The organism is Microbacterium sp. MMO-20 (genome assembly GCF_037147735.1).
Taxonomy (GTDB): domain Bacteria; phylum Actinomycetota; class Actinomycetes; order Actinomycetales; family Microbacteriaceae; genus Microbacterium.
Map to the genome: position 1 here is coordinate 18,180 of NZ_JBBCUU010000015.1, position 13,383 is coordinate 31,562.

Genomic DNA, 13,383 nt, shown 5'->3' on the forward strand with positions numbered 1-13,383 from the left:
CGCCGGGCATTAGCTGCTCTCGGGCGGGCGGAAGGAGAGGGCGAGCTGGATCAGGAGCCGGACGCCGAACGCAGTCGGTCCTCGGTTGATCCACCGGCGTGCCGTGGAGGATTGCGCCGTGCCTGCGATGTCGACGTGAGCCCACGGAGTATCCCCGACGAACTCTTCGAGGAACAGCCCTGCGGTGATCGATCCGGCGTTCGCTCCCCCGATGTTCTTGAGGTCGGCGATATCGGAATCGAGCTCTTCTCGGTAGCGGCGCACGAGCGGCAATCGCCAGACTGGCTCGTCGACCGTCTCGGCTGCGGCGGCCACCTGGGCCGCGAAGACGTCCGAGTTCGACATGACTGCGGCGACATCTTCACCGAGCGTGCGTAGCGCCTGACCGGTGAGCGTTGCGATGTCGAGGATCGCGTCGACCCCCTCCTCGACGGCGAGCACGAGTGCGTCTGCCATGACGAGTCGGCCTTCAGCGTCGGTGTTGAGTACCTCCACGGTCTTGCCTCCGCGCATGGTGAGCACGTCACCGAGTTGCATTGCGGATCCGGAGGGCATGTTGTCGGTGCACATCAGATACCCGGTGACAGAGGTCGTCGCCCGGAGTTCGGCGAGCACGGACATCGCGGCGAGAATATCGCCTGCTCCGGTCATGTCGTTTTTCATCTGTGAATGCGCAAGGTCACCAGGTTTGAGGCTGATGCCGCCGGAGTCATACATGATGCCCTTGCCGACCAGGGCGAGGTGTCCCGTTGGCGCCCCTTCGGGGACGTACTTGAGCACGATCATGCGCGGCTCCTCGACCGAGCCTTTGTTGACGCCGAGCAGCCCACCAAGGCCCATCTCGGTGACCGCCGCCTTGTCGAACACCTCCACGTGAAGGCCAGCTGTCGCCCCGACCTCGAGCGCGAGCTCGCCCAGTCGCGTGGCGGTGAGGATCCCGGCGGGGCAGGAGGCGAGGTCTCGCCCGAATGCCGCAGCCCGCGCGGTGGCGAGTCCTTTCGCCGCGCCTTCGGCAACCGCGGTCTCTTCACCGTCAGGGGCCACGAGGACGATAGAGGTGACGGGGACTGGCCCCTTCGGCTCGCTGCGTAGCGAGAACTGGTAGCGCGCAAGCACGATGCCCTCGACGATGGCCGCGGCCGCATCATCCGCCCGCAGCCCGCCCGTGACAGGCACTCGAGTGGCGAGCTTTGCGTCCTTCGGTACAGCGCATGCGAATGCGGCGGCGGCATCCCGCAGCCGCGCGGTATCGAGATCTATCACCGTACCGACGCCCACGGCGACGAGTACGGGCGGCCGGGACGACGGGAACGAGATCGACTGCCCCACGTTCGGCGTGAACCCCGCTCGCTCGAGCGCTTCGAGGTCGACGCCGAGGATATCAGGCACTGGTCCGTCGGTCGTGACGGGAACTGCCAGCGCGTCGGCCACGATGGTCGCGTCCTGCGCGACAACCCGGATGTCGAGTTCAGCTTGGAGGGAGGGAGCAACGGAGAGGGTACTCACGGCAGGGTCCTTTCGAGAAGAGAGCTCAGCTGGCAGGGACGTTGACAGGTGAGTCGGGTCCCCAGGGGATGCCGAGAAGGAACCAGCCGACGTAGAGCAGGGTCCAGGCCACGAGCACCGTGATCGCGTATGGCATCATCAGGGCGATGATCGTGCCGATGCCCGCGTTCTTCTTGTACCGCTGGGCGATCGTCACCATGAACGGCAGATAGACCATCAGCGGGGTGATGACGTTGAATGGCGAGTCTCCGACCCGGTAGCCGGCGAGGAGCGTCTGTGGTGCGACGCCGAGCGACGCGAAGATCGGGATGAACACCGGCGCGAAGATGACCCATTTCGGCAGGAGCCCAGGAAGGATGATGTCGAGCACGACGATCACCAGGATGAAGGCAACGAGCAGAACCACCGTGGGCACGTTCGCCTTCTCGAGCAGATCCGCAGCCGATACCGCAGCGACGGTGGGCATGTTCGTCCAGTTGAACAGTGCGATGAACTGGGCGATCATCAGGAACATCACCAGCAGCCCGCCCAGGCTGCCGAATGTCTTAGCGATGGCGCCGACTGTCGCGTCTCCGCCCTGGAGCGTCTTCGCGCCGACGCCGTACGCGATGCCACATACGAGGAACGCGAGGGAGATGATGAAGATGAGGCTCGACATGAACGGGGTTGTGCCGATGATGGCGCCTGCCTCCGGGTCGCGCAGCGGTGCACCCGGTGGGAACGTCAGCAGCGCGATCACGGCCAGGTATCCGAGGAGCGCCCACCCCGCGAACTTCAGTCCGCGGCCCTCGGCGGTGTGGTCGATCGCGGCGTCCGGGTCTGTGTAGCTGCTCTCCGCCGCATCCCAGGGACCGAGGCGCTTCTCGGTGATGAAGACGGTGACCAGCAGCACGATGACCGACATGACGATGGCGGAGACGATACTGAAGTAGAAGTTATGGGTCACCGTGATGGTCGGCATCCCTGCCTTCGAGAGCACCTCGTTCGTGATCTCCGTGAGCATGCTGTCGGACGGCGTGATGAGCAAGTTCGCGCCGAACACGGCTCCGACGCCTGCGAACGCGGCGGCAAGTCCTGCGAGAGGGTTGCGACCCACGGTCTTGAACGCCACCGCAGCGAGCGGCACCAGGATGAGGTAGCCGGCGTCGGTGGCAACCGAGGACAGGACGCCGACGAAGATGAGGATGAAGGCGACCAGTTTGGGTGGCGCGACCTTGACGGTCTTGCGGATGAGCGCGCCCATGAGCCCGGCGACCTCTGCGACCCCGACGCCCGCCATCGATACGAGCACCACGGCGACCACGCCGAATCCGGCGAAGTTGTCGACGAAGTTGCTGAAGAAGAATCGGATGCCGTCGATCGAGAGCAGGTTGCGGATCTCGAAGGTCTCCTTCTTGATCACGAAGTCCGGTACGTCGGCGGGCTGTCCCGTGGTCGAGTCGTAGATCGACCATGAGCCACCCATCTGCTCGTTGATCTGATGGAACTGATCCTTCGGCACCTGGACGACAACGTCGTCCGTCACGCTGATGTTGAACCAAGACAGCACCGCCGAGAGCACAGCAATGAAGAGGATCAGGTAGACGAACATGATCGTCGGGTTCGGCACCGCATTACCGATGCGTTCGATCCGGTTGAGCAACCCCTTGGACTTGTCCGGTTTTGCCGCTGCTATCGATGACATGTGCTATCCAATCTGCAGTCTGAAAGCAGCTGCCGCGGCCAGAGTAACGAGGCTCCCGATCTGGCCTCACCCCTACACGTAGGGGATTCGGTTCGATCCACGCGACCTCGAACGACCGGAACCGTTGCGCTAGACGCCTGGTTAGAACGGTGCGGGAGCGCTTCGGAATAGTGCACTGACGTCGCCGGTCAGGGTGATGTCGTCAGGGTCGAGTGAGCCCACGGCAGCGCCGACGGAGAAGTCCAGTTCGGCAAGGGTCACCCAGAACACGTTCGGCGCCGTTGTGAGTTCGAAGTAGTACCGTCCAGCAGTGAGGTTCGCCACCGTCCGGTACTCCGTGTTGTAGAGCCCGAATCCCTCGTACGGCGCGCCGAACGGGATCGACACGTTCCTCGCGATCGCGAGCACCCCGGCGACGGCTTCCCGTTCTTCTTGAGGGTGCGGGAGCAGGTTGGTGAAGTACGCGGCGCGCTGGAAGCGGGCCTCGGGGTTCACGTTGCCGTCGAGGGGCGATCGGTCGTTCGGTGCTGAGAAGTCCTGCTCGCGCAGCAGTCGCACCTGCTCGAGGAAGGGCGGCTCATTGGTCAGCACGGTGAAACGCCGGTCGCGGTGCACGGTCACGACCCCGCCCAGCACTTCAATGATGGCCGAGTCTCCTGTGGCATCCTCGATCGCGAGGTGGGCCGTCGCGCGGTGACCGTGCGACTCCATCATCACAAGCTGCACGTGGTCGAGGAGAGCGACGGCCTCCTCGACCGTCGCCGCCATGTCGAGGAGATACTGCGCCCACAGGTGAGCTCCAAGTGCCGGAACCTCCGCATCGCGCTGTCCGAAGTCGGTGCCTTCGAGATACTGCAGATGCGCGCCGAGGCCCTTCTCGTTCAATCCATCGGCGGTACCGACGCCGTAGATCGTGGTCACGACCGAACCGTACCGGGATGTCCAGATCAGGCCATTGTCGGTGATCGGTTGCCCGGCGACGAGTGAGCCGTCGTGCGTGAGTCCGCGTGGGAGGACCGTGAGCACAGGCATCGTCGAGTCGGGCCAGTCCATGGTGCGGGCCACAACGTACGGCGTCGAGCGGTTCCACAGAATACGAGTACACATTGGCGCGTCCTTCTCTCGGTTCGGGTTGCAGCTCAGCGAAGTCCGCGGGGCTTTGGAACCGTCTACAGCGCGTAGCGCAGAATTCCCGCGGCCTGCACGCTCTCCGGAAGATCGGCGCCGCGTACGGCGAGAACTCGAGCGCCAGTTGCGAGTGCCCGGCGGGTGATCTCCTCGATGGCGTCGTGACCCGGGGTCGGGAAGCCATCGACGTCTTCGAGGACAAGGTCGCCCTCGTCGGTGACATGCCCATGCACGATGGCGTCCATGTCGACCGCCAGCGTGTCGAGCATCCCGAACGCTGCCGCCCGCGCGAGATCGCTGAGATCGGTGGCTGCTCGTCCGGTGTTCCGCCTGTCGCGGAACAGTTCGGCGAGCTCCGCCAGCTCGGCGTCGTAGATGCCGTCGAGTACCGCGCGGGCGGCTTCGGCGAGCTGCGTTTCGGTCAACTCGTCGGGATTCCCGTGAATACCTTCCGCAGCGAGCCCCGCGTAGCCGCTGACGCCGCGATAGATGGATGCCAACGGCTCCGTCGCCGCGAGGATGAGCGGGATCGACTCACCGTTGAGAACGGGCCGGAGCGCATGGTCGACTGCTCGCGCATACTGCGTGAGACGGGTTTTGCGTCCTTCGTCGCCTTGGAGGCGGCCGTATGGTGAGCGACCTCCAATCGAACGAAGGCCAAAGGGGCTCATTGCGTTGCGCGGGGAGTCGGGAACGTGGACTTCCCGAGCCGGTTGGTCCGCGCTCACTTCGACCAGCCGAGCGCCGTTCTGGGAGATGGCCAATACGAAAGCGGCGTGCGGGAATGTGACCGCACGCAGGAGCGGACTAATCGCGAACCGGTCGGCCACGGCCACGTAGGCGGCAAGCTCGTTCGCGAGCCGGAACTCAAGAACGCCCGACGGTGTGACGAACACCGCAAGGCTACGACCCAGATCCATCCAGAACTCCCGGTCGTCGAGAAGCGTGTATAGGTCGTCCTTGAGCGCCTGCAGTGTGCGCTTGTCGGTCAGCTCACCCACCCGCTCGATCGCTTGCTCGAAGAGAGCGCGTGCTCGGAGCCGGTTCTCTTCGTCATGCGCCGGAACCTGACTCGTTGGAAGGTAGATGCTGATGCTCAGGGGGTCCCGGGCAGCAGCCAATCGTTCGATGTCGGCGCGGGTGGGCATGTCGATCTGCACGGTGGTCCTTACTGTCTGTGTGGCGGCATCACCGACGTTAGGGCGCGCGCGTGCGCGGCGTATGTCCCTCGATGTAGGGAATTCCTCCTACTGCAGCGCAGAGGTGAGGCGCGCTATCGCGTCGAGCACCTTGCCTCCTAGCGGTCGCCGGGACCACGTCTCCGGATCAAGCCGAGCACTGTTCGAGCGGTAGTGGTCCTCGACGAGGCGCATGCGGCTGGTGAACTCCTGGCCGCGAACGAGCACGGACACCTCCATGTTCAGGCTGAAGGAGCGGATGTCCATGTTGCTCGAGCCGATGACCGCGACGTCGTCATCGATCGTGAAATGCTTCGAATGCAACACTGTCGGCGCACGATAGCGCCAGATCACCACGCCAGCGTCCAGCAGCGCCTCATAGTACGAACGCTGTGCATGCGCGACCAGTATCTGGTCGGCTACCTCCGACACGAACAATTCGACCTCCAGCCCACGAGAGGCCGCGGTGACCAGGGCGAGCAACGTGGACTCATCGGGCACAAAGTAGGGGCTCGTGATACTCACCCTCCTTCGAGCGTTCTGGATGAGCATCGCGAACAGTTTGAGATTGTTGTCGTTCTCGAAACTCGGCCCGCTCGGGATGACCTGCGCGTCGACACCCCGCACCACCGCGCCGCTGCCTGCTGGTGAGCCGAACGACACGGCCCCTGGCATCGCAGCCGGGTGCGTGCGCACAGCCAGGAGCTCACTGGTCTCGCTGTACCAGTCGGTGACGAAGACGGCATCAAGCTCGCCGACAATGGGACCCTCGAGCCGGACCATCAGCTCGAGCCAATGCAGCCCGCGTGCGAGGTTCTTCGGCTTGAGATATGACTCATCGATGAGATTCTGCGACCCCGTGTATCCCACCCGCCCGTCGACCACGACGAGTTTGCGATGGTTGCGTAGATCCGGTCGCTGCCACTGCCCGCGCCACGGCCGTAGCGGCAACATGGGCCGCCACTGCGCCCCCATCGCACGAAGCGACTCGACGGTTTCCTTCCGATGCGGGAACATGTGCCCCGACACGAAGTCGGACAACACTCGTACCTGTACACCGCGCGCCGCGGCGCGAGCCAGTGCGTCGAAGAGCGGGCGGGTGGTTTGATCGAGGACCAGGATGAAGAACTCGACGTGCACGAACTCGTCCGCCGCATCGATGTCAGCGATCATCGCATCGAACGACTCCCCGTAGTCCTCGATCAGAGCGGCGGTGCTGCCCCCCACCATGGGGAGCGCGCCGAGCCGTTCGTTCAGCCTGACCGCCGTACCGAGCCACTCGGGGTCACCCGACCCCGCGAGATGCTCGGTCACGCCGGAGCGTTCCAGCATCATCGCATTGACAGCGCGCTGCTTGTCGCGTCGAGCCCGAGGAAGACGGCCGAACCCGACGAGAAAGAAGGCGACGAGGCCGAGGAGAGGGATGAAGACAATCGCCAGAATCCAGGCGATTGCGGTCGCGGGCTTGCGACGCAAGGAGATCACCACCGCGGCGACAAAGCCAATGACGATGTGAACACACAGCACGACAACGCCGATGATCTCCGTGCTGGTCATGAGTTCGCTGCCCGCTCTCCATCGTTTTCGGTGGAGAATACTCCACCGAAAGACCTAGGTTCCTGCCGTTGTCTCTTCCCCTGCTACGAGGGATGCCATGGCGGGCGAGCCGAGACCTAGCGTGGAGATGTTGCCGACAAGGGCAGCATCCGTTTCTCGAGATCGGCTCCTGAGAGGTGCGCCATCCCGACTATCGACGACCTTCTCACGGCGTCCTCGCCGCTCATCGCGCTGCCTCGGACAGTCGAGGTGGAACTACGCAAGGTCGTTGACTGGATCCGCGACGAGCCCGGCTCCCCGCGCGCTCCGTCCGCCGGCCTGCGCGCGCTCGACCGTCACCGTCGAAGTCTGCTCCTGTACCTGGTGCGTCGTCTAGATCACTTCGAGGACGGCGCGCCGCTGTTCGTTGTGGCTGCCCGACGGCTACGGAGCTCGTTCCCGGACTCCGTGCACGATGGTGCGGAGAATACCGTTCGCGTATTCCGGGCGGCGCGTGCAGTGCTAACGGCCGCGGGTCGAGGTGAACCCCTCGGTGCCGAGGCGCCGGCGCTCCATCGGGCGCTGCGGATGATCGCGGCGGATGACGGCAAGCGAGACTTGGACGCCGATGACCGTGATTGGCACGTCCGCCAGCTGATCTCGTACCGAGAACCGCTCGACGCCGAGATCGTGCGCCTGGTGGCCTGGGAGCGGCTCGAGCTCGACGTCATCGCTCGGGTGCTGAAGACGTCCGGGCCATCTGTACGGGAACGGTACTTGCGCGTCCGAGCTGAACTCGCCGATCAACTCCGTCAAAGCGGTGATCTCGGCCGTCCCTCGCGGCCTCACGTGCGGGCACGCACCTGACCGTCGGCGGCGAGCAGCACCTGCTCAGAGGTGTCCCGAGTTTGGACGACAACGCTCGCCGCTGCGGCCCTGCCCTCCGGAAGATTCCGAACGGTGACGCGACCCTCGCATGTTCCTGAGATCAGCTCAACGATCCGTGTGGCGAGCGACGTCGCGATCACCGCGCCAGAAGCGGCCGGCTCACCGAGTACGACGACGATCACACCACGAGCGCGCAGACGCGCGATCGCATCAAGGAGGAGAGGGTGCTGAAGATGGGGCGCCCGGATGCGGTCGCGGATGGAGGCTTCGGTCAGCGTCAGTTCCGTGCGCATCGCATCGTCGATGGTCTCACCCGCAACGATTCTTGACAACAGGGGCGTGACCGCCGCACGGATATCGGCAAGCTCACGCCGCGAGGCCGCAACGGCCTCGTCTGATGCTGCCGCGTGCTCCGCAGCGTTTGCGGCCGCGCCGCGGTGCGCGCGCTCCTTGTGCACGATCCAACCCAGTACGAGCCGCCACACCACACCCGCGACCAAGCAGCCGACGGGGATCCCGAGAAGGAGGGCCAGACCGGAGCCAGACGGATCTCGGACGAGACCCCAGGCCAGCGCATAGCCGATGACGAGCGCACTGCCGACTCCGCCAGCCACGGGGTTGCCTCGCGGAATGAGGAAGGCGACGAGGTAGGCCGTGAAGGTTAGCGCCCATACTGTCGACACCTCTGGGGTGCGGTAGAGGACCACAACCGTGACGTAGAGCGCGATCACGGGCAGCCAGAAGACCTTGTGCCGTGGCAACGGTTGGTTGCCTGGAGTCGTGAGCAACAATCCGCCGATCGGTGCGGCGGCGTACGCTGACGCGTTGAAAAGTTCGAGCGGAGTGATCTGACCCATCAGCCCCAGCCAGACCCCGGTCGCCCACATGAACACGAAAGCCCAGCGTGCTGGCTTCGTGCCTAGACCGCCTGCAGAGGTGGATGCGGTGACTACGTCGGCCACGAGATGACCACCTCCGTCCCCTGACCCGGGTGCGACCGCACCGAAGCAGACCCGCCGATTTCCTTCATCCGGCCCATGATGCTTTCAGGAATCCCCATCCCCGATCGTGACGCTGACGCCTCAAAACCAACACCGTCGTCCTCGACGACAACCCTCACGCGTTCCGGCGACAGCGCAAGCCGTACACTCCGGGTCGCATCATGGCCCGCATGCCGCACACTGTTTCGAAGCGCCTCAGCCGCAGCAAGCGAAACCGTCTCGGCGAGGTCCCGTCGGACAGCCCCCTCGGAAGCACGCGTGTTCAGCGTGCAGTCCTCATCGATCATGCGAAGACGACCAGCGACCAGGGCGACCGCCTCGCGTACGGGAATGAGTTCCGCACCGGGCTCGTCCCCGCCAGCCGATTCGTCCAGTGCGACGAGCGTGCGAGCCGCCGCCCGCCGAAGCACCGTCGGCGGGCCACCGACGGTCTGCATCGCAGAGGAGAGCACCGACAGCACCTCGTCGTGGACGACGCGGGAGAGCTTCGCGTGTTGTTCGGCGACGACCGCAGCCCGTATCTGCCGACGCTGTTGACGGTGGGCCTCCCGCTCAAGCGCTCGCAGCCGTGTGAGTTGGTAGCGGACGCCGATGAATACCGCCACGTAGACCACGTTCCCGAGCTGAATCGGCGTCTCGTGCAGCACCCCATAAGGGACCGTGCCCAGAATCATCAGGCTGGAGAGCGCCGGGACGGAGGAGATCATCAGCGTCGTGATAACCGCGGCAACCGGGCGCATCAAGAGCAGCAGAAGTGTGACGATCGGAGGCTCGACCGTCCACAGCCAGGGAACTGCAGCGTCGAGGCTAGTCCCGTGGTACCCCAGCATCCATGTTGCCTGCAACGCGATGTACAGAGTCGGAAGCCCCCACCACACGATCGTGAGGAGGCGCGTCGGAAGCACGAGTCCGCCTACCGCAAGGACAACGATCCCCGCGACAACGACGAATGCTCCGATATTCCACCACGACGCCCAGTCGCCGAGTTCTTGCAACCTGAACGCGGTCTGATCGAGGATGACGATGCAGCCGCCGACGGCGATCAGCCAGCCGAGCGGGCGGTCGATCGTCGAGGAGATTCGGACGTCAGGGAGCTGTGTCATCGCCCGCGGGGATGAGGCCATCCTCGACCGCGCGACGATAGAGGTCGATTTTCGTCGGTGCTGAGCGGTTGGCGCTCGCGTACTTGGCGCGGATGCGGGTGATGTGGTCGAGCACGGTCTGCCGTGAGATGAAGAGGAGTGACGCCACGCGCTCTGCCGTCTCGCCCGCTGCGTAGTGTCCGAGCACCTCTGCCTCGCGGGGCGAGAGGTGCGCGTCGACGAAGTCGGGATCAAAGTCGATCACGGTTGCCCAATCGGCGGAGGCGACCACCTCACCGCGAATCATCCCGCGCACAGCCTCGACGATGACATCTGGGAACTCGGACTTGCGCACCATGCCGGCAGCTCCCGCACGTGCGGCCTCCCGAATGAGCCCAGGACGGTCGCCGGATGTGTAGACAAGTACGGGAGCATTCAGAGCGCCCAACGCACGAAGGTTTTCAGCCGGTGTGGACCTGTCAGCCAAGGTCAGATCGAGGAGGATCCCGTCGAACTGCTGGTCAAGCGCGAGCAGCTCATCAGCCGTCGTGACGGTCGCGGTAACCATGAGGTCATGCTGCGCGCTCAGCACCGACGCAACCCCGAGCATGACCGCAGGATGGTCGTCGATGATGCCAACTCGTGCCCTCATGCCCGCCTCCCAGATGGTCTCGCTCGAAGGCACGCCACTGTTCGACATCCCGTCTACGAGGATACCGGAGCCCGGAACCCGACCAGATGTCACACTCACACCCCTACTTCGAGGAGAATTCCGTGGGCACCCGTCCGGCTCCGGCGGATGCCGACCCGGAATGGCCTGCATAGAGCCGACCCCATATCTAGGGGTGTCCAATTCCACGCGTGTTGGCGATGATCCTGGTCACCTTAGGCTCTGAACGAATCCGCCCACGAGCTTATTGGAGCGTCCATGCCTTTCTGGTCGACCATCTGGGACACCATCTGGTGGTTCCTCACCGTTTTCGTCTTCATTGCCTACCTCTTCGCGCTGTTCGCGATCATCGGAGATCTGTTCCGTGATCGAAAACTGCACGGTGTCGCGAAGGCCGTTTGGCTGATCTTTCTCGTCTTCGTGCCCTTCCTGACCGCGCTCGTGTATCTCATAGCGCGTGGCAGCGGCATGGCCGAGCGATCCTCCACGGTGCAGCGCGAGGCGCAGCAGGCGGCGGACGAGTACATCCGCTCCGTCGCCCAGGCGTCGCCCGCAGCGGAAATCTCGCAGGCACGTCAGCTCCTCGACGCGGGAACGATCACCCAAGCGGAGTTTGAGCGCCTGAAGGCCAAGGCGATCACCTGATACGTCGCAGCCGAAACACCAAGCAAGCGTCGCCTGGCGGATGAACAGGCGGCGCTTGCTTGCTCGTGTCCCGGCGCGCCGCGACGACGCGCACTTGTTCAGCGCCTCCGAATCACGCGGTAGGGCGGGTCTCCGCAGCTCTTCCTCGCGCGCGCTCGAATAGGGCATCGAATGCCCAACGAACAACCCGCACCAGAGCGTGAACAGGCACCCCTGTTCTCGCCAATCGCTGCACGAACGCAATTGGTCCGCGATCCGGTGAGGCCGATCGCTTATGACTACGTAAAGATGATCGTCATCCGTAGTGGAAGCGCGACCCTCCTAAGCGGGTTCGGGCAGCAATCGCTTAGCACAGGAGACGTGGTGCTGCTTAGCGCGAATACGCTCTGCGGGATCGAACCGGATGCGCATATCACCGTGACGACGATGTTCGCGGACGCGGATTATGTGATCGATCAGATCTACTGGCAGAACGTCGGTCTCTTGGAGGACCGTCGTGCTGCTCAGGACTTCGCCGTCAAGCTGTACACCGAGGCCGTCCAGGTCATTCGGATCGGGCGAGACCGCCTCGAACTCTTGTCGCCATGGCTGGACGAGCTGGTAATGCTAAGCACCGCCAACAAGCCAGTGTCGAATTTTTACCGAATGCAGGCGCTGTGGTTCGCGATCACGCACGTGATCTCACCGTTCATCAAGACTTCGCCAGTCCGAACATCGCGAACGCAAAGGCAGACCAGGAATCCAGCCTTGCCCCGCGTGCGGAGACTCGCGCCTTTGCGCGTCGAAGTGCGTGAAGCCGAACGGATGCTACGCGCTGACCCTGCCGGACCATGGTCGGTAGGCGGTCTCGCCGCGCGGGCGAACCTGTCGAAATCCCAGTTCGGTCGTCTGTTCGTCGATGCATACGGCAAGCCTCCGATGGCCTATCTGACGATGCTTCGCGTCGAGCAAATGGCCGCAAGCCTGCGCGCCTCGGACAGTCCGATCGCGGTGGTTGCCCGTGAGGTGGGTTGGAGCGATTCTGATTTCGCAGCACTGCAGTTCAGGCGCAGCGTCGGCGTTACGCCGAGTCGATACCGAGCGATGATCCGATCCGTCAAAGAGCCGACATCCGGGTGATGCGCGCGAATGTCCGGGTGTTACCCGCAGATTGGCGCTCTTGCCGCAGCGCCGATCCTGCGCATCGTGTAGGCCGGTAAGGACTCGTCGGGTTCGTCACGGAGCCTGCCGGTCGCCATCTCGGTTCCTGTCCGTGCTGTCTTCCTGATCTTCTCGGCGTACCTCGCAGTCGCACGACCACGCACGTGTGGTCTTCGCGGAGGGAGGTCTGACGATGGCTGTGACCGAGGACGCGCGGGCGGCGCGAGATGCGAAGCTCGATGAGCTACACGAGCGGTTGACCGGCGCCGTCGAGACCCTAGTGTCCGGGCAGGACTGGGCGCGGGCGTTGGCATTCGCAGCCAGGTTCCGTTCGCGCTCGTTCAACAACACGCTGCTGATCTGGGTTCAGCACGAGGCCGCATTCGGGGCCGGTCGTGTGCCCGAGCCGATGCCGTCGTACGTCGCCGGCTACAGGCAGTGGCAGCAACTCGGCCGGCAGGTGGGGAAGGGCCAGTCGGGCTACATGATCTTCGCCCCGGTCACTGGCCGCTTCGCGTCCTCGACGCCCGCGGATGCGAGTTCATGGCGTCGGCTCGATCCGCGGGAGAAGCCGCACCCTGGCGAGGTCGTGCGCTCGAGAATGGTCGGTGCCCGACCCGCCTACGTGTGGGACGTGTCCCAGACCGCCGGCGATCCGATCCCGGAGCCACCCGCTCCGACACTGCTGGAAGGCGAAGCGCCCTCCGGGTTGTGGGATGGCCTGGCCGCGCAGGTCGCGGCGGCAGGGTTCACGCTGTTGCGGGTGCCGCACGAGGGCATGATCCACGGCGCGAACGGGATGACCGACTGGGGTGCGGTCAAGTCCCGTGGCGTGGTGTCATTCCGTTGTTCCCTGTGGGTGGGTGGTGGTCAGGCGGTGAGGTAGAGCTCGGGGCGGGCGGGTTCTGTGTGTTCGTGCAGGGTG

11 protein-coding genes and 1 pseudogene are annotated in these 13,383 nt (G+C 64.5%); 4 read left to right on the forward strand and 8 right to left on the reverse strand.

The window, feature by feature from the left end; translation table 11 throughout:
- Positions 1–9 precede the first annotated feature (9 nt).
- The 5 genes from WFI52_RS13880 to cls form a co-directional block, all read right to left on the reverse strand.
- On the reverse strand, positions 10–1,506 hold the full coding sequence (locus WFI52_RS13880; RefSeq protein ID WP_336627552.1) for a leucyl aminopeptidase family protein: 1,497 nt from the start codon (positions 1,504–1,506) through the stop codon (positions 10–12).
- 25 nt (positions 1,507–1,531) lie between these two features.
- On the reverse strand, positions 1,532–3,190 hold the full coding sequence (locus WFI52_RS13885) for an AbgT family transporter (RefSeq protein WP_336627553.1): 1,659 nt from the start codon (positions 3,188–3,190) through the stop codon (positions 1,532–1,534).
- A gap of 141 nt (positions 3,191–3,331) precedes the next feature.
- Entirely contained in the window at positions 3,332–4,297 is a 966-nt protein-coding gene (locus WFI52_RS13890) for a linear amide C-N hydrolase (protein WP_336627554.1), read from the reverse strand.
- 62 nt (positions 4,298–4,359) lie between these two features.
- On the reverse strand, positions 4,360–5,478 hold the full coding sequence (locus WFI52_RS13895; RefSeq protein WP_336627555.1) for a baeRF11 domain-containing protein: 1,119 nt from the start codon (positions 5,476–5,478) through the stop codon (positions 4,360–4,362).
- 87 nt (positions 5,479–5,565) lie between these two features.
- Complete coding sequence (gene cls / locus WFI52_RS13900; protein WP_336627556.1) at positions 5,566–7,053, reverse strand: cardiolipin synthase; 1,488 nt, start codon at positions 7,051–7,053, stop codon at positions 5,566–5,568.
- 567 nt (positions 7,054–7,620) lie between these two features.
- Between cls and WFI52_RS13905 the strand changes: the two genes are divergently transcribed.
- Entirely contained in the window at positions 7,621–7,899 is a 279-nt protein-coding gene (locus tag WFI52_RS13905) for a hypothetical protein (RefSeq protein ID WP_336627557.1), read from the forward strand.
- Here WFI52_RS13905 and WFI52_RS13910 read toward each other — a convergent pair.
- Genes WFI52_RS13910 through WFI52_RS13920 form a run of 3 tightly spaced genes read right to left on the reverse strand, consistent with a single transcriptional unit; the run spans position 7,878 to position 10,655 of the window.
- Entirely contained in the window at positions 7,878–8,882 is a 1,005-nt protein-coding gene (locus WFI52_RS13910) for a hypothetical protein (protein WP_336627558.1), read from the reverse strand. The genes WFI52_RS13905 and WFI52_RS13910 overlap by 22 nt on opposite strands.
- Positions 8,870–10,024, reverse strand: a complete 1,155-nt coding sequence (locus WFI52_RS13915; RefSeq protein WP_336627559.1) for a sensor histidine kinase — start codon at positions 10,022–10,024, stop codon at positions 8,870–8,872. The genes WFI52_RS13910 and WFI52_RS13915 overlap by 13 nt, the downstream gene beginning before the upstream one ends.
- Positions 10,008–10,655 carry a response regulator transcription factor gene (locus tag WFI52_RS13920; RefSeq protein WP_336627560.1) on the reverse strand — a complete coding sequence of 216 codons (648 nt, stop codon included), beginning with the start codon at positions 10,653–10,655 and terminating at the stop codon, positions 10,008–10,010. The genes WFI52_RS13915 and WFI52_RS13920 overlap by 17 nt, the downstream gene beginning before the upstream one ends.
- Before the next feature lie 276 nt (positions 10,656–10,931).
- Between WFI52_RS13920 and WFI52_RS13925 the strand changes: the two genes are divergently transcribed.
- From WFI52_RS13925 to WFI52_RS13935, 3 genes and pseudogenes are all read left to right on the forward strand, one after another.
- On the forward strand, positions 10,932–11,318 hold the full coding sequence (locus WFI52_RS13925; protein ID WP_336627561.1) for an SHOCT domain-containing protein: 387 nt from the start codon (positions 10,932–10,934) through the stop codon (positions 11,316–11,318).
- 171 nt (positions 11,319–11,489) lie between these two features.
- On the forward strand, positions 11,490–12,437 hold the full coding sequence (locus WFI52_RS13930) for an AraC family transcriptional regulator (RefSeq protein ID WP_336627562.1): 948 nt from the start codon (positions 11,490–11,492) through the stop codon (positions 12,435–12,437).
- 214 nt (positions 12,438–12,651) lie between these two features.
- Positions 12,652–13,275: pseudogene (locus tag WFI52_RS13935) on the forward strand (ArdC family protein); the annotation flags it as partial.
- Positions 13,276–13,383 lie beyond the last annotated feature (108 nt).